The organism is Stenotrophomonas sp. YJH_SMC_43, from assembly GCF_059372535.1.
Genome location: NZ_JCAFVQ010000002.1, coordinates 1,006,897 through 1,032,739, shown reverse-complemented (window position 1 = coordinate 1,032,739; position 25,843 = coordinate 1,006,897). Strand labels below are relative to the sequence as shown.

The following is a 25,843-nucleotide window of genomic DNA, read 5'->3' as shown; positions in this document are numbered from 1 at the left end:
CCATGACCGAAACCCTTCCCGAAACCGGCGACGACCTGTTCGCCGGCCAGCCGGTACGCGTCGTCGAACGCGACGGCGTGCGCTACACCCTGCTGGGCACTGCCCACGTTTCGCGCGCCAGCGTTGAGGCGGTGGAGAAAGCCATCGACAGCGGCCGCTTCGATGCCGTTGCCGTTGAACTGGACCCGCAGCGCCTGCAGGCACTGAGTGATCCGGACACGCTGGCCAAGCTCGACCTGGTCGAGGTGATCCGCAAGGGCCGCGTCGCCCTGTTCGCGGCCAACCTGGCGCTGTCCGCCTACCAGCGCCGCTTGGCCGAACAGCTGGACATCGAGCCGGGCGCCGAACTGAAGCGCGCGGTGGAACTGGCCCGCGAACGCGACCTGCCGGTGCACCTGATCGACCGCGAGGTCGGCCTGACCTTCCGCCGCGCCTCGCAGCGGCTGGGTTTCTTCGGCAAGCTGAAGCTGGTCGCCGGCCTCGGCGCCGGCCTGTTCTCGTCCGAGGAAGTGGGCGAGAACGAGATCGAGAAGCTCAAGCAGGGCGACATGCTGGAATCGAGCTTCGGTGAGTTCGCCAGCGAGAGCCCAGCGCTGTACGAGACCATCATCGGCGAGCGCGACCGCTACATGGCCACGCGCCTGCGCGAGGAGCACAACCCGCAGCAGCGTGAAGTGCTGGCGGTTGTCGGTGCGGGTCACCTTGCAGGCCTGGCGCGCTACCTGGAAACCGACACCGAAGCACCGGCGCCGCTGCGTGCCGAGCTGGAAGCGGTACCGAAGAAGCGCAACATCCCTTGGTTCACGCTGGGCATCCTGGCGATCGTGGCGACCGGCATCGGCGTGGGCTTCTATCGCGGCGGCCTCGGCGTGGGTACCGAGCTGCTGGCGACCTGGGCGATGTATACCGGCGGCCTGGCGGGCCTGGGCTGCCTGCTGGCCGGTGGCCACCCGCTGAGCATCCTCACTGCAATCGCGGTGGCCCCGTTCAAGCCGTTCCGCCTGAGCATCCCGACCGGCGCATTCTCGGCCTTGGTGGAAGCGCGCCTGCGCAAGCCGGCGTATGAGGACTTCCTCAAGCTGCGCGACGATGCGCAGAGCCTGAAGGGCTGGTATCGCAATCGCGTCACCCGCGTGGTGCTGACCTTCATGCTGACCAACATCGGCAGCATGCTCGGCCTGTGGCTGACCACGTTCAAGGTGTGGGGCAAGGTGGCGGGGTAAACCCCTCAACCGGCCACAGAATCTGTAGCGCACGAGCCCACGCTCGGCCGACGCGGCGACGCGGCGACGCGGCGAACAGCAGCCGAGCATGGGCTCGGCTCTACAGAGACAAACAGACGCGGCGAGCAGAAAAAAAGGGGGAGGCCGCCCCACTACGACCGGCCTCCCCCACACCACAACACGTTGGCGCGCATTACGGTCGAGCAAGCTCGACCACTACACCGGGGTACCCGCCACGACCTCCAGGCCGCGCGCGCGGCGGATCAGCCGCGTCACGGCATTGCGCAGGTCATCGAGCACCGCGTAGATGGTCGGCAGGAACAGCAGGCTGACCACGGTCGAGAACGCCAGGCCCCCGGCAATCGCGCGCGCCATCGGCGCGTACTCCGGGCCGTTGCCGAACATCTGCGTATTGGTCAGCGAGATCGGCACCATCGCCAGGATCGCCGTGCCCATGGTCATCATGATCGGGCGCAGGCGCTCGCGGGAGCCTTCAACCAGTGCCTGCGTTCGGCCCATGCCGCCGCGCCGCAGGTTGTTGATGTGTTCGATCATCACGATGCCGTTGTTCACCACCACCCCCATCAGCACAAGGATGCCGATGAAGGACATGATCCCGAACGAGGTGCCGGTGATCCAGAACAGCCAGAACACGCCGAAGATCGAGAACAGCACGCCGCTCATGATCGCCGCCGGGAACAGCAGCGACTCGAACACCGCTGCCATCACCACGTAGATCATCACCAGCGCGATCAGCAGATTGAACACCATCTGCTGCATGGCTTCGTCATCGTTGCCGTAGTCGCCGCCGTCGAAGGTGAAGCCATAGCCGGCCGGGAAGTTCATCGGCTTGAGCACCGACTCCATCGCCTTGCGGCCATCCGGCGCGGTGACCTTCTCGGCCAGGTTGGCCTTGATGGTCAGCGTGGTCTGGCGGTTGGTGCGGCCGATCTGGGTGGCCGACGAGCCGACGTCGACGGTGACCAGGCTCAGCAGTGGCACGCTGCGGCCATCGCCGGTGCGCACGCTGAAACCGGCCAGGTCTTCCGGGCTGCTCTGCTCGGCGCCAGCGAAGCGCACCCACACCGGCACTTCATTGTCGCCGCGGCGGAACTCGCGCATCGGCGCACCGCGCAGGGCCAGGCCGACGAAGCTAGCCACCTGTTCGGCATTGAAGCCGAATGCGGCGGCGCGCTCGCGGTCGACGCGCACCTTCAGCTCGCCGCCCTTCTCACCATTGTCGATGCGCACATCGCGCAGCTCGGCACGCTGGGCCAGCAGCGGTACCACTTCCTGGCCGATCTCCTGCAGCATCGAACTGGAGTCGCCGACCAGCTGCACCTGCACGCCCTGGTTGCCGCCGCCACCCCCATCGCCGCCCTGGTTGCCGACGAAGTAGTCGGTGCGGGCTGACTTCGGCAGGCCCTTGCGCAGTTCTTCCTGCAGCGCCTTGATGTCCTTGGCGTACTTCTCGTCCAGGGTGACCACGGTGGAGCTGCCTTCCTGCTCGCTGTACCAGGAATAGACCTGCTTGACGTGCAGGCGTTCACGGTTGGCATCGATCCAGTTCTCCACCCGCGCCACTTCCTCGGACATCTGCCGATAGGTGTAGGCGCCCTTCCACATGTAGCCGATGAAGATGTCCTTGCCGCCGTCACCACCGAACATGTCGATCTTGGTCAGCTTCATCGGCACCAGGCTGACCAGCACCACCAGCAGAATGCCGAGCAGGCTCCAGCCACGATGATGCAGCGACCAGTCCAGCAGCCTGGCGTAGCGGCGCTGCAGGCGCGCGATCATGCCGGTCTGCGAGTGCACCTGCTTGGGCGTGGCCATGCGCGCGGACAGCATCGGGATCAGGCTGACCGCGACCAGCCACGAGGCCAGCAGCGAGACCGAGATGGTGATCGCGATCTGCGCCATGAAGATGCTGATGTTGTTGGTCTCGCCGAACAGGTTCGGCACGAACACGATGCAGTGGCACAGCGTGCCGGCGCTGAGCGCGATGGCCACGTTGCGGGTGCCGATGATCGAGGCCAGCCGCGGCTGCCCGGGCAGGCGCTCGCGCTCCTGGTAGATGCTCTCCACCACCACCACGGCGTTGTCGACCAGCATGCCGACGGCCAGCAGCAGGCCCATCATGGTCAGGATGTTCAGCGTCACCCCGACGAAGTACATGAAGCCCAGGGTGATGGTGAAGCAGATCGGGATGGCCAGGGTGACCATCAGCGTGGACGGCCAATGGCGCAGGAAGAAGAACAGCACCGTCACCGACAGGATCAGGCCGACCGCACCGGCCTCGGCCAGTTCCAGCAGCGAGGAGGTCACCGCCTTGCCCTGGTTGTCGATCACCTTGATCTGCACGTCGCGCATCGACGGCTCCGTGCGGATCGATTCGACCTCGGCCAGCGCCGCGCGCGAGACTTCCACCAGGTTGGCACTGCGTTCCTTGAAGATGTCCAGGCCGACCGCCGGGTTGCCGTCTAGGCGACGCCCGTAGTTCATCCGCGCCGGTTTCAGGCGCACGTCGGCGATGTCGCCCAGGCGCAGGCCCTTGGCGTTGATCACCAGGTCGCGCATTTCCTGCAGGTCGGTGATCTCGCCCACCGGCTGCACGCGCACGCGCTGGCCGTTGTCATCGATCTGCCCGGCGGAGATCGAGAAGTTCAGCGTGCGCAGGCGCTCGCTCAGCTCATTGATGCTCAGACCGTGCGCGTTGAGGCGGTTCGGATCGATGGCGATCTCCACCTCGTTCGGCGGCGCGCCGGTGATGTCGACGCGGGCCACGCCGGGGATGCGCTCGATGCGCCGCTTGAACTCGCGGTCGAGCATGTCATAGGCAGTGGTCAGGTCGGTGGTGCTGGCCAGCCGCACCTTCAGCACCGGCTGGTCACTGCTGGACCACTTGAACACGTTGTAGCGCTGCAGGTCATCGGGCAGGTCGCTGCGGATCGCATCGATGCGTTCGCGTGCATCGGAGGCGGCGATGGCGATGTCGCGGTCCCAGTCGCTGAACTCGATGAAGATCAGCGCCGCCTCGGAGGTGGCCGACGAGCGCATGCGCTTGATGCCGGTCATCGTCGCCAGCGATTCCTCCACCGGGCGGATGATGGTCCGCTCCACTTCCTCCGGGGTTGAACCGGTGTACGGGATCTGCACGAACAGGAACGGCGCGGAGATGTCCGGCAGCGCTTCCAGCGGCAGCCGGAACGAGGCGATCAGGCCGATCACCACCAGTGACACAAAACACATGATGGTGGTGACCGGACGGCGGATGGAGAACTCGGCAACACTCATGCCGGCTCCTCCACACCCGCCGCGCTGCCTGCTGCACCCGGCTCGATCTCACCGGCGTGCTTGCGGCCACGCTCGCGGTAGTAGGCATCACCGCGGCGATCCATCAGGTCGTACACCACCGGGATCACCAGCAGGGTGAGCAGGGTCGACACCAGCAGGCCACCGATTACGGTGATCGCCATCGGCGCACGCACTTCAGCACCCTCGCCCATCGCCACCGCCAGCGGCAGGAAGCCGAACAGCGTGCACAGGGTGGTCATGATGATCGGCCGCAGGCGCGAACGTGCACCTTCCACCAGAGCCTCATGCTTGGCCACGCCGGCCTCGCGCAGCTGGTTGACCTTGTCGATCAGGATGATCGCGTTCTTGGTGACCAGGCCCACCAGCAGGATCAGGCCGATGAACACCACCACCGAGATGGGCTTGCCGGTCAGCATCAGTGCCAGGATCGCGCCGACCAGCGCCAGCGGGATGGTGAACAGGATCACGAACGGATGCAGCAGCGACTCGAACTGCGACGCCATCACCAGGTAGACCAGGAAGATCGCCAGGCCGAAGGCGAAGATCAGCGACTTCGCCGCCTGCGCCAGCTCCTCACCCTGGCCGCCGATGTGCAGGCCGACACCCGCGCCCAGCGGTTGCTCGGCGACCATCTGCTGCACTTCACGCATGGCCGCACCCAGATCGATGTCGCGCAGGTTGGCCGAGACCACGGCCACGCGGGTCTGGTCGGCGCGATGGATCTCGCTGGGGCCAGTGGTGGCAACCACGTCGGCAACCGCGTCCAGCGTCACCGGACGGGTACTGCCGGGATTGACGATCAGGCGGCGGATGCTTTCCACGCTGGCACGATCACCTTCCTGTGCACGCACCAGCACGTCGATCTTGCGGTCACGGAAGCTGTAGCGGGTGGCCACGTCACCGCGCACCTTCTTGACCACCACATCGGCGATCTGGCGGGTGGTCAGGCCCAGCGCACCCGCGCGTTCCTGGTCGAAGCGGATCTGGATTTCCGGGAAGCCCTCCTCCACCGTCGACTTCACGTCGGCGTAGTGCGCGTTGCCGCGCAGCATCGCCGCCAGGCGCTGGCCGGCCACTTCGAGCGTCGCCATGTCCTGCCCGCGCAGCTCGATTTCCAGCGGCGTGGAGAAACTGAACAACGCCGGCCGCGCGAAGTCGACCTGGGCACCCGGATGCTGGCCCATGGTGTCACGCAGGCGCTCGGTGATCTCCGCCTCGGTGCGCGCGTTGCCGCCGCCTTCCATCACCACGGTCAGCTTGCCGATGTTCTCGCCGCTTTCGGTCGGGCTGGCATCCAGGCGGGTGCCGCTGCCACTGACACCATACAGCGAGGCCACGCCTTCACCCTTGCCATGCGCCAGCTGCAGCTCGCGCACCAGCGCATCGGTCTGCTTCAGCGGCGTGCCGGCCGGCAGCTTCACCGTCATTTCGAAGCGGTCCTGTGCCAGCTGCGGAATCAGGTCGGCACCGAGCATCGGCACCAGCGCCATGGTCGCCACGAAGATGATCGTGGCCACGCCCAGCACCTTGCCCGGATGCGCCAGCGCGCTCGGCAGCAGTCGCAGGTAGCCGCGCTCGGCACCGGCATAGGGCTTCATCGCCAGATCGCTGGCCTTGCGCATCACCGGGCCAACCACCGCCACCACGCCACGCCACGCCCGCACGACCAGCCAGGCCAGTGCATAGAAGCTCCAGCGCGCGGTCGCCACGGCACCACGGCGACCCAGCGCCACCGGCTTCTGCCAACGGTTCTGCGGCTGCCACGGCTCGTTCGGTGCCTCTTCCGGGAACGCCAGCGGCGGCCGTCCCTTCAGCGAGCTCAGCATCGGGATCAGCGTCATCGACACCAGCAGCGAGATCGCAATGGCGATCGCCACGGTCAGTGCCTGGTCGCGGAACAGCTGGCCGGCGATGCCGTCGACGAACACCAGCGGCAGGAACACCGCGATGGTGGTCAGGGTCGAGGCGACCACCGCCATGCTCACTTCGCGGGTACCGACGATGGCCGCCTGCAGGATACCCAGGCCACGCTCACGCGCCTTGGCGATGCTCTCCAGCACCACGATCGAGTCGTCCACCACCAGGCCGGTGGCCAGTGCCAGACCGCCCAGCGACATCACGTTCAGGCTCAGGCCGAGCTGGCCCATGAAGAAGAACGTGGCGATGATCGAGACCGGCAGCGACAGGCTGATCACGAACGTGCTCCAGCCATCACGCAGGAACAGGAAGATGATCAGGATGGCCAGCAGCCCGCCGATCACCGCATCCTTCTTGACGTCGGCGATGGCGTGCTCGATGAAGCGCGACTGGTCCTCGATGGTGGTCATCTCGACGTCGGACGGGAACGTGCCCTTGATCTGCTCCAGGCGCTTGCGCAGCGCTTCGGCGGTGGACACGGTGTTGGCATCGCCTTCCTTGTAGATGGCCAGTTCAACCGATTCCTTGCCACCCAGGCGGATCACCGCTTCGCGTTCCTTGTAGCCCTGGCGCACGGTGGCCACATCCTTCAGGCGCACCGGCACACCGTTGGCGACCACGCTGGAACCACCGCCGGAGGACGCGCTCTGCGCCGCCGACGCCGCCGCGATCGCGGCCGCCGAACCGGTCGATGCGGCGATGTTGAACATCTGCTGCAGTGCCGAGTCGGCCGCGCTGCCATTGGCGGCCTGGGTGGTCACCAGCAGGTTGCGGATTTCCTCCAGGTCGGCGAACTGGTTGACGGTGCGCACCAGGAAGCGCTGCGAACCCTCCTCCAGGCGACCGCCGGAGATGTTGATGTTCTCGTCCTTCAGGCGCTTGATGACGGTGTCGATCGGCAGGTTCAGCTGCGCCAGCTTCTGCTGGTCGATGTCGACCTGGATCTCGTCTTCCAGGCCACCGCCGACCTTGACCGCTGCGACGCCGGTGACCGGCTCCAGCTTCTTCTTCAGGTCTTCATCGGCATAGCGGCGCAGGCCGGTCAGCTCGCGGATCGCATCGGCATCGCTGGCCGGTGCCACCTTGTTCGACAGCACCAGGCGCATGATCGGCTCGGTGGACGGATTGAAGCGCAGCAGCACCGGGGCCTTGGCCTCCAGTGGCAGGTTCAGCGCTTCCATCTTGTCGCGCACCTCCAGGCTGGCCTGGTCCATGTTGGTGCCCCAGGCAAACTCCAGCACCACGTCGCTCTGGCCGGTGCGCGAGACCGACTTCAGCTTGCGCAGGTTCTTGACCACGCCCACCGCTTCTTCGACCGGCTGGGTGATCAGGGTTTCGATTTCGGTCGGCGCCGCACCGGTGTACTCGGTGCGCACGGTCAGCGTCGGGTAGCTCAGGTCGGGCAGCAGGTTGACCTTGAGGTTGCCCAGCGCAATCAGGCCGAACAGCAGCAGGGTGACCGTGCACATGGCGATGGTCACGCGGCGGCGGGTGGCGAATTCCACCAGGCCGCCGCGCATGCCGGCGGCGGCGCCGTCGCTCGCCGGCGAGGCACCGTGGTCGTGGCCCGGGGCGGTCATTGCTTGCTCCCGGCCTTGTCTGCCGGCTTGGCGGCCGCTGCGACCGTCTTCGCCTTTGCCTTCGGATCAGCGATCACCTGCACTGCGGTGCCGTCGCGCAGCGCGACCTTGCCGGCGGTGACCACCTGATCACCGGCCGCCAGGCCATCACGGATCTCCACCCACGGGCCCTCGGCGTAACCCAGCTTGACCGGAACGCGTGCGACCTTGCCTTCGCGCACCCGGAACACCGCCGGCTCACCGTCGTCGAGCAGCGCCAGGCGCGGCACCACCAGCGCATCGGCACGCTGGTCGTAATCGATGCGGATGCGGCCGAACATGCCGGGCTGCAGCGCGTGCGCGGCGCCGTCGAAGGCACTGACCACGCGAAACGTGCCGCTGCCCGAATCCACCACCGGCGCGATGCGATCGACGGTGCCGGTGAAGCTCTGCCCCGGCAGTGCATCGGCAGCCAGTGTCACCGGCTGGCCGGCGCGCAGCGTAGCCAGCTCGCGCTCGGGCACATTGAGCGTGGCTTCCAGCCGCGAGTTGTCGACGATGCGGAAGATCGGCGTGTTGATCTGCACGAAGTTGCCGGTCTTGATCGAGCGCGAGGCGATCACGCCGGAGATCGGCGCCACCACCGTGGTGTAGGACAGTTCCAGCGTGGCCAGGCGGTACTGCGCACGGACGTTTTCCAGGTCGTAGCGCAGCTGGTCAACGCTGGCCGCACTGACCAGCTGCTGGACGACCAGCTTCTGTGCACGCTGATAGTCGTTTTCCAGCTTGCGCATCTGCGCTTCGCTCTGCGCCACGGCCAGGCGTGCGCGGTCCGGGTCCAGGCGCACCAGCGGCTGGCCAGCGGTCACCCGCTGGCCTTCCTCGACCAGCACCGCCAGCGCCACGCCGGAGGTCTTGGCGACCACCTGCGATTCGGCGCGTGGTTCCAACGCGGCGGTACCGGTGTAGCTGGCCGCGACGGCACGGTGGCTGGCCACGGCCACTTCGACCGGGACCGCGTCGACCTTCTTCTCCTCCTTGGTCTCGGCGGCCTTGGCTTCGGAATTGGGCCCTGCGGCGCAACCGCCCAGCAGCAGGGAGGTGGAGATCAGCAGTGCGGCAGCGCAGATTCCGCTGCGACGGCCGGACAGGAAGGTTGGGTGCGACATCGTCAGGTCCCTGGAGGATGCGTGGACAGGTGTGGTAGCAAAGTAATGCACCACTTCACGGCAACACCATATCCCAAAGGTCATGGTGCCTTCGTGCCACTGGTCGGCCCGCCCCCCATTTCAGCTAGATGAAACCTGGGGCTATACTCGGGTCGTTCCGTACCCCACGCCGGAACGACCAGACCCGAATCCCCGGAAACGACACCATGCGCCCGCAGCCGCTCGCCGCTTGTCTCGCTCTGGCCGTCCTCCTGCCCCTTGGGGCCGCCGCACAGCCCGCTCCTGCTCCTGCCACACCGGCCCCGGCCCCGGCTCCCGCCGCTGCCCCGGCGCCCGCCGCCCCCACCGGCAACTTCGACAATGGCCGTGTCCTGGCCTACACCTGTCAGGGCTGCCACGGGATCACCGGCTACAAGAACGCCTACCCCAGTTACCGGGTGCCGAAGATCGGCGGCCAGACCCAGCAGTACCTGGCCCAGGCCCTGACCGAATACCGCCAGGGCAAGCGCCGGCATCCGACGATGCAGGCGCAGTCGATGAGTTTCAGCGAACAGGAGATCGCCGATCTCTCTGTTTACCTGTCCACCGTCAAGTAAGGCCCGCCCATGTCGAAAGCCGCGCATCCGATGCGTCACGCCATCGCCCTGTCCGTTGCCCTGCTGCTGGCGGCCTGTTCGCAGTCGCAGGTGGAAAACAGCGAGAAATCCGCCGCCGACCCGGGCCATGCCAGCGGCGAACACGGCTCTTCTTCTTCGGCCGGCCTGCCCGCAGGCCGCGAGGCCGCCGGTGAAGCCCGCGCCAAGGTGAAGGGCAAGGCCACCAACCAGAGCTGCATCGACTGCCACGGGGCTGACGGCAATGCGCCGATCGACCCGACCTATCCGAAGCTGGGTGGGCAGTACGGCGACTATCTGGCGCACGCCCTGCAGGCCTACCGTGCCGGTGACCGCCAGCACATGTTGATGACGCCGCAGGCGAAGGACCTGAGCGATCAGGACATCGCCGATCTGGCGGCGTACTTCGGCAGCCGGCCCAGCCAGCTGCGGGACCTGCACGGGGTTAAATGACCGCCGGCCCCCGGTCTGTGCGGACCGATGATTGGTGGGTGCGGACCGTTGGTCCGCACAGATCCGGATATCCACGCATGGCGTGGATCTACTGAGCCGAGCGTGGGCTCGGCTCTACATCAATCGGCGCAACCGCTGGCGCCGGTCAACGCTCAGCCTTCCAGCTCTTCCCAGCGTGCGTACGCGGCATCCAGCTCGGCCTGCACCTTGGCCAGCTGCTGGGTGTGCGCGGTCACTTCGGCGCTGCTGCGGGTGTAGAACGACGGATCGTTCATCGCCGAGGTCAGCCCTTCGACATCGCCTTCCAGCTTCTCGATGGTCTTCGGCAGCTGCTCCAGTTCGCGCGCTTCCTTGTAGGCCAGCTTGCGCTTCGGTGCGGCCGGAGCTGCGGCCGTCGGGGTGGCCGGTGCAGCAACCGCCGGCTTGGCTGCCGGAGCCGCGGCAGGCGCTGCGATGCTGGCCGCATAACGCTGCCAGTCGCTGTAACCGCCCACGTATTCGCCGATCACGCCATCGCCTTCCATCACCAGCGTGGAGGTGACCACGTTGTCGATGAAGTCACGGTCATGGCTGACCAGCAGCAGGGTGCCGGTGTAATCGCCCAGCAGCTCTTCCAGCAGCTCCAGCGTTTCCACGTCCAGGTCGTTGGTCGGTTCGTCCATCACCAGCAGGTTGGACGGCTGCGCGAACAGCTTGGCCAGCAGCAGGCGGTTGCGCTCGCCACCGGACAGGCGGGTGATCGGTGCGCGCGCACGTTCCGGGGTGAACATGAAGTCCTGCAGGTAGGCATGCACGTGCTTGCGCTTGCCGTTGAACTCGAGGAAATCGCGGCCTTCGGCCACGTTCTCGATCGCGCTCCAGTCTTCGCGCAGCACCGCGCGGTACTGGTCGAAATAGGCGATCTGCAGGTTGGTGCCGGCGTTGACTTCGCCCTTGGCCGGCTGCAGTTCACCCAGCAGCAGCTTCAGCAGCGTGGTCTTGCCGCTGCCGTTGGGGCCGATCAGGCCGATGCGGTCGCCACGCAGAATGGTCGTGGTGAAATCGCGGACCATGGTGCGCTCGCCGAAGGCGAACGAAATGTCCTTGACGTCGATGACCTTCTTGCCGGAGCTGACGCCCTGCGCGGCTTCCATCTTGACGTTGCCACTGAGATCGCGGCGCTGCGAACGCTCGGTGCGCATCGCCTTCAGGCGGCGCACGCGGCCTTCGTCGCGGGTACGACGGGCCTTGATGCCCTGGCGGATCCACACTTCTTCCTGCGCCAGCAGCTTGTCGAAGCGTGCGTTTTCCTGCGCCTGCGCGTTGAGGCGTTCCTCGCGACGGCGCTCGTAGTTGGCCCAGTCGCCCGGCCAGCTGGTGACCTGACCGCGGTCGATCTCGACGATGCGGGTGGCCAGCGCACGCAGGAAGCGGCGGTCATGGGTGACGAACACCACGCTGCCACTCCAGCCCTTCAGGAACGCTTCGAGCCAGTCGATGGCTTCGATGTCGAGGTGGTTGGTCGGTTCGTCCAGCAGCAACACATCCGGACTGGAGACCAGTGCACGGGCGAGCAGCACGCGGCGCTTCATGCCGCCGGACAGGCGGCCGAACTCGGCCTCGCCGTCCAGGTCGAGCTTGGTCAGGGTTTCGCTGACGCGCTGGTCCAGGCCCCAGCCGTTGGCGGCGTCGATCTTGGCCTGCACGTTGCCGAGGGCTTCGCCATCGAATACTTCTGCATGGCTGAGGTGGTGGAATTCGGCCAGCCACTGGCCCAGTTCGCCGAGGCCATCGGCGACGACGTCGAACACCGAGCCGGCGGCGCCGTGTGGCACTTCCTGCTCCAGGCGGGTGACGCGCACGCCCTGCTGCACGCGGACTTCGCCGTCATCGGGCTTGTGGTCGCCGGACAGCAGCTTGAGCAGGGTGGATTTGCCGGCGCCGTTGCGGCCGATCAGGGCGATGCGTTCGCCCGGCTCGATCGACAGTTCGGCCTTTTCCAGCAACAACGGGCCGCCGACGCTGAAGTCGACGTTCTGCAGAGTAATCAGAGGCATCCGGATATTGTACGGGTTGGGGGCGTCGGCCGGGTTGCACCCGGCACCCGCAGAGGCAACCGCCGCAGCCAAAGCAACGTCAAAAGCTGGTTTCCTGTGGGATGGCGGGATGGGTCCGGTCGCGGGGGACGCCGTAAACCCGTCCCTGGGGGCTTGGCCGCGGCATCCATGCCGCGGACACCCCCGCAACCGGACCCATCCCGCCTTCGACAGATTTCTGCGATCTGTCGGAACGGCATTCTGCTCTGGTGGGTGGCGACCTTGGTGGACACGGTCGATCCACGCCATGCGTGGATGAGCGCTACAAGAAGTGTCGATGGATGGACTCGACTGGGGGTCTGATGGATTACTCCACCTGCCCCAGCAACGCCTGCAACCCCGGCAGCCACTGCTTGCCCGGGTGGCGCACCAGCCACAGCGTGCGCTGCAGGGGAGGCAGCGGGGTGTCCAGCACGCGCAGGTGGCCCAGCGCCAGCGGCTCTTCCAGCGCGTGGCGCGAGAGGCAGGCCAGGCCGAGGCCGGCGATCGCGGCCTGCTTGATCGCTTCGGTATTGCCCAGCTGCAGGGTCTGGGCGAAACCTCGCAGATGCGGCAGCAGGGCCTGCTCCACCGCTTCGCGGGTACCGGAACCCGGTTCGCGCAGCAGCCAGCGGGCGCGGCGCAGTTCGTCCAGCGTCCAGCGCGGCGGAGCGTCGTCGGCGGCGACGATCACCAGCGGATCCTGCTGCCAGGCGGTCACCTGCAGGCCGCGCTCGTGACACGGGCCTTCGATCAGGCCGGCGTCGACGTCCAGGCGCTGCACGGCGGCGACAACGCCGGCACTGTTGTCGATGCGCAGATCGACCTCGGCCTGTGGCGCCTGGCGCAGCAGTTCGGCGATGCGTGGCGGCAGCAGGTAATTGCCGATGGTGGTACTGGCCGCCAGCACCAGCCGCAGCGGCGCGCCCTGCGACGGGTCGCCGCCGGCGGCCAGCTGCCGCTCCAGATCGGCGGCGTTGACCAGCAAGGTACGCGCCGGCTCCAGCAGTGCGCGGCCGTGCCCGTTCAGCGCCAGGCGGCGGCCGATGCGGTCGAACAGCGGGGTGCCGAAGTGGGCTTCCAACTCCTGCAGGGCGGCACTGCTGGCGGATTGCGAAAGCGCGATGGCCTGGCCGGCGGCGGTAGTGCTGCCGTGATCGGCGATGGCGACGAAGACCTGCAGCTGGCGCAAGGTCAGGCGCATGGCACTTACCTTCTTGATGGGTAGGTTTCACCTATATTATTTGTTTTACAGGTAATCGTCTCAGGCGCACGCTTGCCCCATCTCTCCAGCGCTGCCCGTGCCATGAACGCCCCCGCCCTCTCCCCCTGGTCCCTGCCCGCCCTGCGCCAACGCTGGCAGCCGCGCCTGCCCGGCCTGCTGCTGGTCGGCCTGATCGCAGCGGCGTCGCTGTACCTGGCCGAGCTGCCGTGGCTGCAGGCACACGGCCTGAGTGCGCTGACCGTGGCCATCGTCGCCGGCATCGTGATCGGCAACACCCTCTATCCGCGGCTGGCTCCGAGCAGCGCGGCCGGTGTCGGCTTTTCCAAGCACTGGCTGCTGCGCGCCGGCATCGTGCTGTACGGCCTGCGCTTGACCTTCCAGGACATCGGCCACGTCGGCGTCAGCGGCGTGCTGATGGACGTGCTGGTGGTCGCCAGCACCTTCGGCCTGGCCTGCTGGCTGGGTGTGCGCGTGTTCAAGATGGAGCGCGAGGCAGCGATGCTGATCGGTGCTGGCAGCGCGATCTGCGGCGCGGCAGCGGTGATGGCCGCCGAACCGGTGGTGCGCGGCCGCGCTGCGCAGGTCACGGTCGCGGTCTCTACGGTGGTGGTGTTCGGCACGCTGGCGATGTTCCTGTACCCGGCGCTGTATGCCCTGGTGCAGTCGCACGGCTGGCTGGCGATGGATGCGCGGCAGTACGGCCTTTTCACCGGTGCGACGGTGCATGAAGTGGCACAGGTGGTGGCGGCAGGCCGTGCGGTCAATGAAGCGGCGGCTGATACGGCGGTGATCACCAAGATGGTGCGGGTGATGCTGCTGGCGCCGTTCCTGGTTGCGCTGTCGCTGTGGCTGGCGCGTGGCGGCAAGGCCAGCGCCGACGGCAGCAAGGCGCGCATCGTGGTGCCGTGGTTCGCCTTCGGTTTCGTGGCGGTGGCCGGTTTCAACTCGCTGCATCTGCTGCCGGCGGGCCTGCAGGCCGGGCTGGTGCAGCTGGATACCGTGCTGCTGGCGATGGCGATGGCCGCGCTGGGCCTGACCACCCACGTCTCGGCGCTGCGCCAGGCAGGCCTGAAGCCGCTGCTGCTGGCGCTGATCCTGTTCGCCTGGCTGCTGTTCGGGGGGCTGGCGATTCATCAGGGCGTGTTGGCGGTGCTGGGCTGATCAAGAGCGTGCCGACCAAGGTCGGCGCCCACATGGATGAAGGCCCTGTGGCAGGGAGCGGCCGCGCGGACGGGTACAATGCGCCATGACTGACTTCTCGACCCTGCCGCTGAGCCCGGCCCTGCAGCCCGGCCTGGATGCCCTCGGCTACACCACCCTCACCCCCGTGCAGGCGCAGAGCCTGCCGGCCATTCTGGATGGCCGCGATGTGATCGCACAGGCGCCGACCGGCAGCGGCAAGACCGCCGCCTTCGGCCTGGGCCTGCTGCAGGCCATCGACCCCAGCCTGATCCGCGTGCAGGCGCTGGTGCTGTGCCCGACCCGCGAACTGGCCGACCAGGTCGGCAAGCAGATCCGCAAGCTGGCCACCGGCATCCCCAACCTGAAGCTGTTGCTGCTGGTGGGCGGCGTGCCGCTGGGCCCTCAGCTGGCGTCGCTGGAAGGCCATGACCCGCATGTGGTGGTCGGCACACCCGGCCGCGTGCAGGAGCTGGCACGCAAGCGCGCGCTGAACCTGGGAGCGGTGCGCACGCTGGTGCTGGACGAAGCCGACCGCATGCTCGATATGGGCTTCGAGGAGCCGATCCGCGAGATCGCCGGCCGCACCCACAAGGACCGCCAGAGCCTGCTGTTCTCCGCCACCTTCCCCGACAGCATCCGCGCCATGGCGCGTGACCTGCTGCGCGACGCGGTGGAAGTGACCGTGGAAGGCGCCGATCAGGCGCCGGCCATCCGCCACCTGTTCTGCGAGGTGGAACCGGCGCACCGCCAGAAGGCGCTGGCGGGCCTGCTGCTGAAGTACACGCCGGAATCAGCGGTGGTGTTCTGCAACACCCGCAAGGACGTGGACGAGGTTGCGAATTCCCTGCAGCAGTTCGGCTTCTCCGCGCTCGCCCTGCATGGCGACATGGAGCAGCGCGACCGCGAGGAAGTGCTGTTGCTGCTGGCCAACCGCAGCTGCAACGTGCTGGTGGCCAGCGACGTGGCCGCACGTGGCCTGGACGTGGAAGAGCTGGCGGCGGTGATCAACTACGAGCTGCCGACCGACGTGGAGAGCTACCAGCATCGCGTGGGCCGTACCGGCCGTGCCGGTGCCAGCGGCCTGGCGATCAGCCTGGTGGCCGGCCGTGAGAAGACCCGCGCCGAAGCCATCGAAGCGCAGATGGGGCAGCCGTTGGACTGGCAGAAGACGCCGCTGGCGACCTCGCGCCCGGCCGAGCTGCCGCAGGCCGCGATGCGCACGCTGCGCATTGATGGTGGCAAGACCGACAAGCTGCGCCCGGGCGACATCCTTGGCGCGCTGACCGGTGATGCCGGCCTGTCAGCCAAGTTCATCGGGAAGATCGCGATCTTCCCGACCCGCTCCTACGTGGCGATCGCCCGAGAGCAGGCCAACAAGGCCGTGGCCAGGCTGGAAGCCGGCAAGATCAAGGGCCGTCGCTTCCGCGTGCGGATGATGTGATTGGCAAGGTAGTCGCCGGGCGTGGCCCGGCACTACCTGCATGCCGTGTGTAGCGCCGGGCCACGCCCGGCGACAGACTCAGAACACCAGTTCGGTGTGCAGCGGCAAATCCGATTCCCAGCGCGCACGACCGCCGAGGCCATCGAGCTCGACCAGCACGCCGGCACCGACCACGTCCACACCCAGGCGGCGCACCAGCGACAACGCGGCGACCAGCGTGCCGCCCGTGGCCAGCACGTCGTCGATGATCGCCACGCGGGCACCGGCCGGCAGCGCATCGGCGTGCACTTCGATGCAGTCGCTGCGGTATTCCAGCGTGTATTCCTCGCGCAGCACCTGGCCCGGCAGCTTGCCCGGCTTGCGCACCGGCACGAAGCCCACGCCCAGTTCCAGCGCCATGGCGGCACCGAGGATGAAACCACGCGATTCGATACCGATCACCGCGTCCAGCTTCTGGTCGCGCCAACGGTCGGCCATCGCGGTGATGGCACCGCGGAAGTCCTCGCCATGGGCGAGCAGCGGCATGATGTCCTTGAAGAGGATGCCGGGCTTGGGGAAGTCGGCGATGTCGCGCAGGCGGGAGGCCCACTGCGGAGCGACGAGGGCGTCGGTCATGTCACGTTGGTTGTCTGATGGCGGCATAGGGTACCTGTTCCGGGCGCCGGCTGCCTGTTGGGGGTGTCGGCCGGGCTGCGCCCGGCACCTGCAGAGGCTTCAAGCAACGGCAACGGCAACAGCAGAAGCGGGTTTCCTGTGGGATGGCGGGGTGGGTCCGGTTGCGGGGGCCGCTGCAAGTACGTCCATGTAAGCTCGGTCGCCGCTTGCTCGTGTGCGCTGTCCTGCGCACACGGCAAGACCGGGGTTGGGCGTCCTGCCCAACCCGCCCGAGGCATGCCTCGGGCCCATGCGGCTCACGCCCCCGCAACCGGACCCACCCCGCCTTCGACAGTTTCCTGCGATCTGTCGTAGATCCACGCCATGCGTGGATGAATCTTCATCGAAATCGAATATTTCGAGAATTGAACGAAGAGCATCCACGCATGGCGTGGATCCACCGTGTCGACCAAGGTCGACACCTACCCACAGCAGCGGGAATCTGTCGGAGGTGGGGCGGTGTGGGGCTGCAGGACCGTTGGCGCCATGGATGGCGCCATCGAGCCCCCAAGGATGGGTTTACGGCGTGTCCTGCAGCCCCACACCGCCCCGCCAGACCATCGACAATCCAGAGCCGCTTTGGCTCTGGCTTTGGCTCTGGCTTTGGATTCGGCCCTTGCCTCTGCAGGTGCAGGGCGCAGCCCTGCCGAAACCCACCCTCAGGAACTGCAGGACAGCATCGAGCAGCCGGCGCGATTGTCGGCCCACGCCGGGCGCTTGCTGGCGAAGTGTTCCAGACCGGCACGCTCGGTGTATGGATTGCGCAGTACGTCCTGCAACGCATGAACACCGCCGAGGTCGCCCTGCTCCGCGCGATCGATGGCTTCCTGGGCCAGCCAGTTGCGCAGCACGTACAGCGGGTTGGCCGCTGTCATCTTCGCCAGGCGTTCGCTGGCCGACAGCGGATCGGCCTGCAACCGCACCGCATAGTCCTGCAGCCACTGCTGCAACGGCGCCTGCACCGCCTGCTGGCGCGCCTCGTCGTAGTACACCGCATCCAGCAGCGCCGCATCCGGTGCCGCCGGATCGATACGCATCAGCGCACGCCAGGCCAGGGTCATGTCCATGGCACCGTCCTGCATCAACTGCTGCCAGCGCAGGTAGAGCTGCAGGTCTTCATCATCCGCCGCAGCCAGGCCGAGTTTGGCTGCGGCATCGCGGCGCGTGCAGGCCACGAAGGTGGACTGGTATGCAGCCAATCCAGCCTGCAACGGTTCGACATCGGCAAACAACGGTGACAATGCCTGTGCCAATCGGCTCAGGTTCCAGTACGCCACCTGCGGCTGGGTGCCGAAACGATAGCGCCGGCCTTGGGCATCGGTGGTGTTCGGCGTCCAGTCCGGATCGAAATCCTCGACCCAGCCATAGGGACCGTAGTCGAGCGTAAGACCAAGAACGGACAGGTTGTCGGTGTTCATCACGCCATGCACGAAGCCGACGCGCATCCAGTGCGCGATCATCTCGGCGGTGCGCACCGCGATCTGCGCGAACCAGTCGCCATACAGCGCCTCACCCTGCCCTTGCAGTTCGGGGAAGTCGCGGGCGATGCAGGCATCAACCAGATGCTGCAGCAGTGCGGTTTCCCCGCGCGATGCCGGAAGCTCGAAGGAACCAAAGCGCAGGAACGACGGCGACACGCGGCATACGATGGCGCCGGGCTCTGCACGCGGATGGCCGTCGTAGAACATGTCGCGCACCACGTCGTCGCCGGTACCAACCAGCGACAGCGCACGCGTGGTCGGCACGCCAAGGTGGTGCATCGCTTCACTGCACAGGAACTCGCGGATCGACGAGCGCAGTACCGCGCGACCATCGGCGCCGCGCGAGTACGGCGTCGGCCCCGCCCCCTTCAGCTGCAGCTCCCAATGACGGCCATCGGGCGCGACCAGTTCACCCAGCGAGATCGCGCGACCGTCGCCGAGCTGGCCGGCCCAGTGACCAAACTGATGGCCGCCATAGTTGGCCGCCCAAGGCTGCATGCCGGCGTACAGCGCGTTTCCGCCAAACACCTGCGCGAAGCTTTCGCTTTCGACTTCAGCGGTATCGAAACCAAGCATCGCGGCAACATCCGGCGACCAGGCCAGCAACGTGGGCGCCGTCACCGGGGTCGGCATCACCGGCGACCAGGCCGCACCCAGCACTTCGCGCCGGCGCGGGCCGGATTCGGGATCGCCCGGCAGGGTCTGCAGCAGGCGGTTGTCGAAACGGGGGCTGTCGGTATCCATGGTGCTGAAGATGGGGGCGACGGCCGCCCTCCTCAATTGCCGCTGAGCGCCTGCAGGTGGCCGCCGTGGGCCTCGGCACGCTGGTAGGCGGGTCGCTCACCGATACGCTTGAGGAAGCCACGCAGTGCCGGCTTGTCGTCGAGACCACCGCCGCGCGCGGCCGCAGCCTGGATCGGGAAGCTCATCTGGATGTCGGCCGCGCTGAAGCGTTCACCGGCAAACCACGGGCTTTCGGCCAGGCGGCGCTCCATCCAGTCCAGGTGCAGGCGCCGCTGTGGGCCGATGAAGCCACGTTCGGCCTTGTCGGCGATACTGCGCGCGATCGGACGGGCGAAGAACGGCATCGGCGCGTTGCGGATGCGGCCCATCACCAGGGTCAGCAGCAGCGGCGGCATCGCCGAGCCTTCGGCGTAGTGCAGCCAATAACGGTAGGCGATGCGCTCGGCGCCATCGGCCGGCATCGGTGACGGCGACAGCTGGCGTTGGGTGTCATAGCGATCCGCGAGGTAGTCGAGGATGGCACCGGACTCGGCCAGTACCAGCTCGCCATCCTGCAGTACCGGCGACTTGCCCAGCGGATGCACGTTGCGCAGCTTCGGCGGCGCCAGCAGCGTCTTCGGATCGCGCGGATAGCGGCGCAGTTCGTAGTCCAGCCCCAGCTCCTCCAGCATCCACAGCACACGCAGGGAACGGGAGTTTTCCAGGTGATGGACGATGCGCATGGGGATGATCCTTGGGGAGGCCCCCATCGTACCGCGATGGCTGCATGCCCCATGTAGCGTCGAGCCATGCTCGACTGCTTTCCAAAGACAGTCGAGCATGGCTCGACGCTACAGAACAGCAGGCAACAAAAAACGCCGGAAGCTTTCGCTTCCGGCGTTCTGGCTACCAAACGGTAGCAGACGGATTAGACCGCCTGCACCTGGTCAGCCTGCATACCCTTCTGGCCCTGGACGGCGATGAAGGTAACCTTCTGGCCTTCCTGCAGGGTCTTGAAGCCGGTGCCCTGGATGGCACGGAAGTGCACGAACAGGTCCGGGCCGCTTTCCGGGGTGATGAAGCCGAAGCCCTTGGCGTCGTTGAACCACTTGACGGTGCCGGTCTGACGATCAGACATTTGACTAACTCCTGAAACACATGTTGAAAAAAATCGCAGCCACCGGGTATCGGGGCCGAGACTGAGTTGCAGGCGTTGGTAAAGCGGATCGATGAGCGGATCGTGAGATCAACTGCACCAGGCCACGATTCACGGTGACCCTAGCAAACACAGTGGGTCGAACGATACGCGTGTTTTCTGCAAAAAGCGATAGCCCGGACGTTCATGGGCAAACCCTGCCCGCTAGGCGTGACAAGGCTTGGCAGCCGATCAAGCCTAACTCCGAGTCCCCATTCAGGTTTTTCCTACCCTACACTGGGTAAATGACTGAAGCTGAAACCCAAGCTGAACCCGCCCTGCCCCGCATCTGGGTGGACGCGGATGCCTGCCCCACCGTCATTCGCGACATCCTGTTCCGTGCCGCTGAACGCGTTGGGATCGAGCTGACCCTGGTCGCCAATCAGTGGATCCGCACCCCGCCATCGCGCTGGCTGCGCTCGATCCAGGTGCCGCAGGGCCTGGACGTGGCCGACAGCGCCATCGTCGAGCGGGTCGCCGCCGGAGACCTGGTGGTCACCCAGGACATTCCGTTGGCCGCCCTGGTGCTGGAGAAGAAGGCCGTGGCGCTGAACCCGCGCGGCCAGCTGTACACCCCGAACAACATGGCCGAGCGGCTGTCGATGCGCAATTTCATGGAAGAGCTGCGCGGCGCCGGGGTGCAGACCGGCGGCCCGCCGCCGCTGGGCCCGCGCGACCGGCAGCTGTTCGCTGCCGAGCTGGACCGCTGGTTGGCCCGACGCCCGGTTCGCTGAACGGCCCTACCCGCCCTGGCCGGGCAGGCACAGGCGGCGCCGGCTGCTGAACCGCCGGGGCTCCCCGCTCAATGGGTCATCGAAGGCCAGCCCCTGCGCCAGCAGCTGCAGGGGCGACTCGACCGTTTCATCCGGGCGCGGCCTCAGCAGCGGATACAGGTCATCGCCCTCGATCGGCGCGCCCAGCGCCGCCATGTGCACGCGCAGCTGGTGCTTGCGGCCGGTTTCCGGCAGCAGCCGGTAGCGCCAGACCGGCCCTTCGGCCTCGATCAGCTCGATCCGGCTGCGCGCATTGGGCTCGCCCGGCACTTCGGCCATGCGGAAGAACCGTTCGCCCGGCACCAGGCGGCTGTCCCGCTGCAACGGAAACGCCAGCCCGGGCAGCGCCGGTGCCAGCGCCTCATAGGTCTTCTCGATGCGCCGTTCGCGGAACAGCCGTTGATAGGCATCACGCGTGGCTGCCTGGGTCGAGAACAGCACCAGGCCGGCGGTCAGCCGGTCCAAGCGGTGCAACGGCGCCAGTTCGGTGTTGCCGGTGCGTGCGACCAGGCGCGCCAGCAGGGTTTCGCGCACATAGCCACCGGCCGGCGTCACCGGCAGGAAGTGCGGCTTGTCCGCCACCAGCAGGTGCGCATCCAGATGCAGGATGGTCTCGGCGAAGGGAATCACCGGCTCGTCGGCCACCTCGCGGAAGTACTGGATTTCCAGCCCCACCTGCCAGGGCATGTCCGGCGCCAGTGCCCTGCCCTGCGCATCCTGCACACGGCCTCGTGCGAAGCGGTCCTGCCACTGCGCACGGTCGATGCGTGGGAAACGTGCACACAGGCCATCGAGCAGGCTGCGCCAGTGGCCGGGCGGCAGCTGCAGGCGGCTGGGCAGGGTCATCGGTGGCACTCCTGCGGCAGGAAAGAGTGAAAGGGTGCCACGTTGACGCGCCACAGACAGCCCGGCCACGGACACCCCTGGAGCAAACCTCTATCATTGTCGTCTTTAGTCCACGGACCCCCCATGGCTCTCACCGCCACCATCCGCAAGGCCGAACTGCAGATCAGCGACATGGATCGCGGCTACTACGTGACCCACAACCTGACCCTGGCCCAGCACCCGTCCGAGACCGACGATCGCCTGATGGTGCGCCTGCTCGCCTTCGCGCTGAACGCCGGCGACCGCCTGGAATTCGGCCGCGGCCTGAGTACCGATGACGAGCCGGACCTGTGGGAGCACGACTACACCGGCGACATCCTGCAATGGATCGACCTGGGCCATCCAGACGAATCGCGCATCCGCAAGGCCAGCAACCGCAGCCGCCAGGTGCAGGTGGTGAACTACGGCGGCAACGCTTCGGACATCTGGTGGAGCAAGCAGAGCAAGGGCCTGGCGCGCTTCGACAACCTTTCGGTGGTCGACCTCGATGGTGCCTTCGTCGAACTGTGGGGCCAGCAGATCCAGCGCGCCATGCGCTGGAGCGTGCTGATCCAGGACGGCGAAGTGCAGCTGCTCAACGACCAGATCCAGCTCGACGTGATCCCGAACTGGCGAAAGCGCGCCAAGGCATGAGCACCCTCCGTTGCGATGTGGTGGTCATCGGCGCCGGCGCGGCCGGGCTGATGACCGCAATCACGGCTGGCCAGCGCGGCCGCCAGGTGCAGGTGATCGACCATGCCAACAAGGTCGGCAAGAAGATCCTGATGTCCGGCGGTGGCCGTTGCAACTTCACCAACACCGGCACCACCCCGGCCAACTTCCTGTCGGCCAACCCGCACTTCTGCAAGTCGGCGCTGGCGCGCTACACGCCCTGGCACTTCATCGAGCTGGTGCACAAGCACGGCATCGCGTATCACGAAAAAGAGCTGGGCCAGCTGTTCTGCGATGTCTCGTCCAAGCAGATCGTGAAGATGCTGGTGGACGAATGCCAGGCGGCCGGCGTGCAGGTGCGCACCGAGTGCAGCGTGCAGCGCATCGAGCACGGCAGCGATGGCTTCCGCGTGCATACCACCCATGGCCTGTTCCATTGCGCCTCGCTGGTGGTTGCCACCGGCGGCCTGTCCATTCCCAGCATGGGTGCCACCGGCTTTGGTTATGAAGTGGCCCGACAGTTCGGCCACCAGGTGCTGCCGACCCGCGCAGGGCTGGTACCGCTGACGCTCAGCGGCAAGCACCAGGAACGGCTGGCCGATCTGAGTGGTGTCGCCCTGCCGATCGAGGCGCGCTGCAACGGAAAGAGCTTCCAGAACTTCATGCTGCTGACCCATCGCGGCGTGAGTGGCCCGGCGATCCTGCAGATCTCCTCGTTCTGGCAACCCGGCGATGCGCTGGAGCTGGACCTGCTGCCCGGCCAGGATGCCGGCGAGTGGTTGCGCCAGATGAAGCGCGAACGACCCGCCGCCGAACTGCGCACGGTGCTGGGCGAAGTACTGCCGAAGCGGCTGGCACAGCGGCTGTGCGAACACTGGCTGCCCGACCGGCCCGTGCGCCAGTTGGACGAGCCGGTGCTGCGCCAGGCCGCGCAGCTGCTGGGCGCGTTCCCGCTGGTGGCCAGTGGCACCGAGGGCTACCGTACCGCTGAGGTCACGCTCGGCGGCGTGGACACCGCCGAGGTCTCGTCTTCGACGATGGAATCCAAGCGCGTACCCGGCCTGCATTTCGTCGGCGAGGTGCTGGATGTGACCGGCTGGCTGGGCGGCTACAACTTCCAGTGGGCCTGGGCCAGCGGCCACGCGGCCGGTGGCGTGGTGTGAACCACATCGCCGTTCGATGCGTGCAAGGGGTGCGCGCATGGACGGTTCGGCGCGCATCGTGTATCTAGATTTGCAGATTGGGGAGCAGTGCATGCAGAACGCGAACGACATCACCATCCGCCTGCTGATCGTCGATGACAGCGGCGAGAACGCCGAGGCCATCGTCAGCACCCTGCGCAACAGCGGCATCGCGGTGCGTCCGTGGCGCCCGCAGGATGCTGCCGAGCTGTCCCAGGTGCTGGCCAGCCAGGCCATCGACCTGGTGCTGGCTTCGCCCTCGCAGGGGATCCCGCTGCCACTGGTGGCCCAGCATATTGCTGCCAGCGGCAAGGACATTCCGCTGGTGCTGCTGGCCGAACGCATCGACGAGGACGAGCTGGTACAAGCCAGCAGCCACGGCATCCGTGCCCTCGCCCTGCGCCAGCGTTCCGAGCACCTGCTCGCCGTGGTCCGTGATCAGTGGGTGGACCTGCAGGCGCGTCGTGGCCTGCGCCGCATCGAGGCGCAGATGCGCGAGACCGAGCGCCGCTGCGATGCCCTGATCGCTTCCTCGCGCGACCCCATCGCCTACGTGCATGAAGGCATGCACATCCGCGCCAACGACGCCTATCTGGAGATGTTCGGCTACGAGCATTTCGACGATATCGAAGGCATCTCGCTGCTGGACATGGTCGCCGCCCAGCATGTGGAAGGCTTCAAGCAGCTGCTGAAGGGCCTCAGCCGTGGCGAGGCGCCGCCGCCGCAGTACCAGCTTGACGCGCGCCACGAGGATGGCAGCGCGTTCCCGGCAACGATGGAATTCACCCCCGCCACCTACGAGGGCGAATCCTGCCTGCAGGTGGTACTCCGCCGCCGCATGGAATTCGACCCGGAACTGGCGCGCGAGGTCGAGGACCTGCGCCAGCGCGACCATGTCACCGGCCTGCTCAACCGACCGACCTTCATGCTGCAGCTGGAAAGCGCGGTGGCCCAGGCCGGGCGCAGCGAAGGCCAGTTCGGCCTGCTGCTGATCGAGCCGGACCACTACGCGCGCCTGCTGCCGGATATCGGCCTGGCCTCGGCCGACATCCTGATCGGCGCCCTCGCCGCCCTGCTGGCCGAGGTGGTTGGCGAGGACGCGCAGCTGGCCCGCTTCGGCGAACACAATTTCGCCGTGCTGCAGGCCGGGCCCTACGCGCAGACCGTGGCACTGGCCGAGCGCATCCGCGAAGCCTACGCCGCACACGTCTTCAGCATCGGCGCGCGTTCGGCCACGGTAACGGTCAGCATCGGTGGCGTGCAGGTGGGCGAGAAGATCGCCAGCATCGGCCAGGTGCTGGCACGCGCCAGCGAATGCACGCAGGCCGCCGCCGAACTGGGCAACACCTGCCGCATCTTCGACCCGGCCGCTGCCGACCGCGTGGAGGAAGAACGCGTGCTGCGCTGGGTCACCCGAATCCGTGAAGCACTGGCCGGTGATGGCTTCCAGCTGCACTACCAGCCGGTGCTGAACCTGCAGGGGGAGTCGCTGGAGCTGTATGAGGCCTACCTGCGCCTTGAGCACAATGGTGAACTGCTGAGCCCGACTGCGTTCCTGGGCATCGCGGAGGAACACGGCCTGCTGGCCGACATCAACCGCTGGGTGGTGTCACGGGCGATCGCTGTGCTGGGCCAACGTGCACGCGAAGGCCATGCCACGCAGATGCTGGTGAAGGTGACGCCAGAGTCGTTCGACGACCCGCAGATGATCGCCACCCTGCGTCGGGAACTGCAGGCACAGGGCGTGCCCGGCGAACGGCTGTGGCTGCATGCGCCGGAAGCAAAGGTGTTCACCCATCTGCGCAGTGCGCAGCAGTTCCTTGCCGAAGTGGCGCCGCTGGGCTGCCGCATCGGCCTGGAGCAGTTTGGTTCGGGATTGGACTCGTTCCAGCTGCTGGCCCACTTCCAGCCGCAGTTCCTCAAGCTGGACCGCGGTTTCACCAGCGATCTGGCCGCCACCCGAGAAAACATCGACCGCATCAGCCAGATCACCGCGCGCGCGCAGGAAGCCGGCATCCGCACCATCGCCGAGTTCGTCAGCGATGCCAACTCGATGACCCTGCTGTTCAGTGCCGGCGTGGATTACGTGCAGGGCGACTTCGTCGGTCCGGCGTTGCCGGAGATGGGGTTCGAGTTTGGTTGACG

At 67.0% G+C, this 25,843-nt stretch carries 19 protein-coding genes; 9 read left to right on the top strand and 10 right to left on the bottom strand.

The features are described 5' to 3' along the window. The first annotated feature begins 2 nt into the window (after window positions 1-2). Window positions 3-1,223 (top strand): TraB/GumN family protein, encoded by a 1,221-nt coding sequence (locus AC5QAH_RS11255; RefSeq protein ID WP_005409278.1) that lies wholly within the window; start codon window positions 3-5, stop codon window positions 1,221-1,223. A 216-nt stretch (window positions 1,224-1,439) separates the two neighbouring features. On the opposite strand, the gene AC5QAH_RS11250 is transcribed toward AC5QAH_RS11255, so the two are convergent. The 3 genes from AC5QAH_RS11250 to AC5QAH_RS11240 are packed head-to-tail and all read right to left on the bottom strand — an operon-like array spanning window position 1,440 to window position 9,186. Further along, the gene (locus AC5QAH_RS11250) at window positions 1,440-4,520 is read right to left on the bottom strand and encodes an efflux RND transporter permease subunit (protein ID WP_191863718.1); all 3,081 of its coding nucleotides are present in this window, start codon (window positions 4,518-4,520) and stop codon (window positions 1,440-1,442) included. Continuing rightward, window positions 4,517-8,038 (bottom strand): efflux RND transporter permease subunit, encoded by a 3,522-nt coding sequence (locus tag AC5QAH_RS11245; protein ID WP_010484554.1) that lies wholly within the window; start codon window positions 8,036-8,038, stop codon window positions 4,517-4,519. Before AC5QAH_RS11245 ends, AC5QAH_RS11250 begins: the two co-directional genes overlap by 4 nt. Continuing rightward, a complete protein-coding gene (locus AC5QAH_RS11240; RefSeq protein WP_010484552.1) occupies window positions 8,035-9,186 on the bottom strand; it encodes an efflux RND transporter periplasmic adaptor subunit in 1,152 nt (383 codons plus the stop codon). The genes AC5QAH_RS11245 and AC5QAH_RS11240 overlap by 4 nt, the downstream gene beginning before the upstream one ends. A 206-nt stretch (window positions 9,187-9,392) precedes the next feature. On the opposite strand from AC5QAH_RS11240, the gene AC5QAH_RS11235 reads away from it, so the two are divergent. Next, complete coding sequence (locus AC5QAH_RS11235) at window positions 9,393-9,782, top strand: c-type cytochrome (protein ID WP_005413034.1); 390 nt, start codon at window positions 9,393-9,395, stop codon at window positions 9,780-9,782. 9 nt (window positions 9,783-9,791) lie between these two features. After that, entirely contained in the window at window positions 9,792-10,253 is a 462-nt protein-coding gene (locus tag AC5QAH_RS11230; RefSeq protein WP_019661289.1) for a c-type cytochrome, read from the top strand. 152 nt (window positions 10,254-10,405) lie between these two features. On the opposite strand, the gene AC5QAH_RS11225 is transcribed toward AC5QAH_RS11230, so the two are convergent. Both AC5QAH_RS11225 and AC5QAH_RS11220 read right to left on the bottom strand, forming a co-directional pair. After that, the gene (locus AC5QAH_RS11225) at window positions 10,406-12,289 is read right to left on the bottom strand and encodes an ATP-binding cassette domain-containing protein (protein ID WP_010484548.1); all 1,884 of its coding nucleotides are present in this window, start codon (window positions 12,287-12,289) and stop codon (window positions 10,406-10,408) included. 346 nt (window positions 12,290-12,635) lie between these two features. Then, window positions 12,636-13,511, bottom strand: coding sequence for a LysR family transcriptional regulator (locus AC5QAH_RS11220; protein ID WP_049454745.1), 876 nt, complete (start codon window positions 13,509-13,511; stop codon window positions 12,636-12,638). A gap of 102 nt (window positions 13,512-13,613) precedes the next feature. Here AC5QAH_RS11220 and AC5QAH_RS11215 point away from each other — a divergent pair, with 102 nt between their 5' ends. Together AC5QAH_RS11215 and dbpA are read left to right on the top strand one after the other, a co-directional pair. Next, window positions 13,614-14,693, top strand: a complete 1,080-nt coding sequence (locus AC5QAH_RS11215; RefSeq protein ID WP_010484545.1) for a YeiH family protein — start codon at window positions 13,614-13,616, stop codon at window positions 14,691-14,693. Window positions 14,694-14,778: 85 nt separating this feature from the next. Further along, the gene (gene dbpA / locus AC5QAH_RS11210; protein ID WP_010484543.1) at window positions 14,779-16,155 is read left to right on the top strand and encodes an ATP-dependent RNA helicase DbpA; all 1,377 of its coding nucleotides are present in this window, start codon (window positions 14,779-14,781) and stop codon (window positions 16,153-16,155) included. A 78-nt stretch (window positions 16,156-16,233) separates the two neighbouring features. Here dbpA and AC5QAH_RS11205 read toward each other — a convergent pair whose 3' ends face one another. The 4 genes from AC5QAH_RS11205 to AC5QAH_RS11190 all read right to left on the bottom strand — a co-directional run bounded on the left by AC5QAH_RS11205 (window position 16,234) and on the right by AC5QAH_RS11190 (window position 20,151). Then, on the bottom strand, window positions 16,234-16,770 hold the full coding sequence (locus tag AC5QAH_RS11205) for an adenine phosphoribosyltransferase (RefSeq protein WP_005413028.1): 537 nt from the start codon (window positions 16,768-16,770) through the stop codon (window positions 16,234-16,236). A 698-nt stretch (window positions 16,771-17,468) separates the two neighbouring features. After that, on the bottom strand, window positions 17,469-19,034 hold the full coding sequence (locus AC5QAH_RS11200) for a protein adenylyltransferase SelO (protein ID WP_495232343.1): 1,566 nt from the start codon (window positions 19,032-19,034) through the stop codon (window positions 17,469-17,471). Between the two features lie 32 nt (window positions 19,035-19,066). Then, on the bottom strand, window positions 19,067-19,756 hold the full coding sequence (locus tag AC5QAH_RS11195) for a glutathione S-transferase (RefSeq protein WP_049483112.1): 690 nt from the start codon (window positions 19,754-19,756) through the stop codon (window positions 19,067-19,069). A gap of 185 nt (window positions 19,757-19,941) precedes the next feature. Beyond that, window positions 19,942-20,151 (bottom strand): cold-shock protein, encoded by a 210-nt coding sequence (locus AC5QAH_RS11190; protein ID WP_004153307.1) that lies wholly within the window; start codon window positions 20,149-20,151, stop codon window positions 19,942-19,944. 302 nt (window positions 20,152-20,453) lie between these two features. Between AC5QAH_RS11190 and AC5QAH_RS11185 the strand changes: the two genes are divergently transcribed. Then, the gene (locus AC5QAH_RS11185) at window positions 20,454-20,942 is read left to right on the top strand and encodes a YaiI/YqxD family protein (protein ID WP_010484520.1); all 489 of its coding nucleotides are present in this window, start codon (window positions 20,454-20,456) and stop codon (window positions 20,940-20,942) included. A 6-nt stretch (window positions 20,943-20,948) separates the two neighbouring features. Here AC5QAH_RS11185 and AC5QAH_RS11180 read toward each other — a convergent pair whose 3' ends face one another. After that, on the bottom strand, window positions 20,949-21,827 hold the full coding sequence (locus tag AC5QAH_RS11180; protein ID WP_262103001.1) for a pseudouridine synthase: 879 nt from the start codon (window positions 21,825-21,827) through the stop codon (window positions 20,949-20,951). A gap of 123 nt (window positions 21,828-21,950) precedes the next feature. Here AC5QAH_RS11180 and AC5QAH_RS11175 point away from each other — a divergent pair, with 123 nt between their 5' ends. The 3 genes from AC5QAH_RS11175 to AC5QAH_RS11165 all read left to right on the top strand — a co-directional run bounded on the left by AC5QAH_RS11175 (window position 21,951) and on the right by AC5QAH_RS11165 (window position 25,841). Beyond that, window positions 21,951-22,499 carry a YaeQ family protein gene (locus tag AC5QAH_RS11175; RefSeq protein WP_043403207.1) on the top strand — a complete coding sequence of 183 codons (549 nt, stop codon included), beginning with the start codon at window positions 21,951-21,953 and terminating at the stop codon, window positions 22,497-22,499. Continuing rightward, window positions 22,496-23,680 (top strand): BaiN/RdsA family NAD(P)/FAD-dependent oxidoreductase, encoded by a 1,185-nt coding sequence (locus tag AC5QAH_RS11170; protein ID WP_049411433.1) that lies wholly within the window; start codon window positions 22,496-22,498, stop codon window positions 23,678-23,680. Before AC5QAH_RS11175 ends, AC5QAH_RS11170 begins: the two co-directional genes overlap by 4 nt. A 91-nt stretch (window positions 23,681-23,771) precedes the next feature. Continuing rightward, on the top strand, window positions 23,772-25,841 hold the full coding sequence (locus AC5QAH_RS11165; protein WP_495232342.1) for an EAL domain-containing response regulator: 2,070 nt from the start codon (window positions 23,772-23,774) through the stop codon (window positions 25,839-25,841). Window positions 25,842-25,843 lie beyond the last annotated feature (2 nt).

Coding starts and splice junctions, on each gene's coding strand:
- AC5QAH_RS11255 (WP_005409278.1), top strand. CDS start 3: ATGACCGAAACCCTTCCCGAAACCGGCGACGACCTGTTCGCCGGCCAG.
- AC5QAH_RS11250 (WP_191863718.1), bottom strand. CDS start 4,520: ATGAGTGTTGCCGAGTTCTCCATCCGCCGTCCGGTCACCACCATCATG.
- AC5QAH_RS11245 (WP_010484554.1), bottom strand. CDS start 8,038: ATGACCGCCCCGGGCCACGACCACGGTGCCTCGCCGGCGAGCGACGGC.
- AC5QAH_RS11240 (WP_010484552.1), bottom strand. CDS start 9,186: ATGTCGCACCCAACCTTCCTGTCCGGCCGTCGCAGCGGAATCTGCGCT.
- AC5QAH_RS11235 (WP_005413034.1), top strand. CDS start 9,393: ATGCGCCCGCAGCCGCTCGCCGCTTGTCTCGCTCTGGCCGTCCTCCTG.
- AC5QAH_RS11230 (WP_019661289.1), top strand. CDS start 9,792: ATGTCGAAAGCCGCGCATCCGATGCGTCACGCCATCGCCCTGTCCGTT.
- AC5QAH_RS11225 (WP_010484548.1), bottom strand. CDS start 12,289: ATGCCTCTGATTACTCTGCAGAACGTCGACTTCAGCGTCGGCGGCCCG.
- AC5QAH_RS11220 (WP_049454745.1), bottom strand. CDS start 13,511: ATGCGCCTGACCTTGCGCCAGCTGCAGGTCTTCGTCGCCATCGCCGAT.
- AC5QAH_RS11215 (WP_010484545.1), top strand. CDS start 13,614: ATGAACGCCCCCGCCCTCTCCCCCTGGTCCCTGCCCGCCCTGCGCCAA.
- dbpA (WP_010484543.1), top strand. CDS start 14,779: ATGACTGACTTCTCGACCCTGCCGCTGAGCCCGGCCCTGCAGCCCGGC.
- AC5QAH_RS11205 (WP_005413028.1), bottom strand. CDS start 16,770: ATGACCGACGCCCTCGTCGCTCCGCAGTGGGCCTCCCGCCTGCGCGAC.
- AC5QAH_RS11200 (WP_495232343.1), bottom strand. CDS start 19,034: ATGGATACCGACAGCCCCCGTTTCGACAACCGCCTGCTGCAGACCCTG.
- AC5QAH_RS11195 (WP_049483112.1), bottom strand. CDS start 19,756: ATGCGCATCGTCCATCACCTGGAAAACTCCCGTTCCCTGCGTGTGCTG.
- AC5QAH_RS11190 (WP_004153307.1), bottom strand. CDS start 20,151: ATGTCTGATCGTCAGACCGGCACCGTCAAGTGGTTCAACGACGCCAAG.
- AC5QAH_RS11185 (WP_010484520.1), top strand. CDS start 20,454: ATGACTGAAGCTGAAACCCAAGCTGAACCCGCCCTGCCCCGCATCTGG.
- AC5QAH_RS11180 (WP_262103001.1), bottom strand. CDS start 21,827: ATGACCCTGCCCAGCCGCCTGCAGCTGCCGCCCGGCCACTGGCGCAGC.
- AC5QAH_RS11175 (WP_043403207.1), top strand. CDS start 21,951: ATGGCTCTCACCGCCACCATCCGCAAGGCCGAACTGCAGATCAGCGAC.
- AC5QAH_RS11170 (WP_049411433.1), top strand. CDS start 22,496: ATGAGCACCCTCCGTTGCGATGTGGTGGTCATCGGCGCCGGCGCGGCC.
- AC5QAH_RS11165 (WP_495232342.1), top strand. CDS start 23,772: ATGCAGAACGCGAACGACATCACCATCCGCCTGCTGATCGTCGATGAC.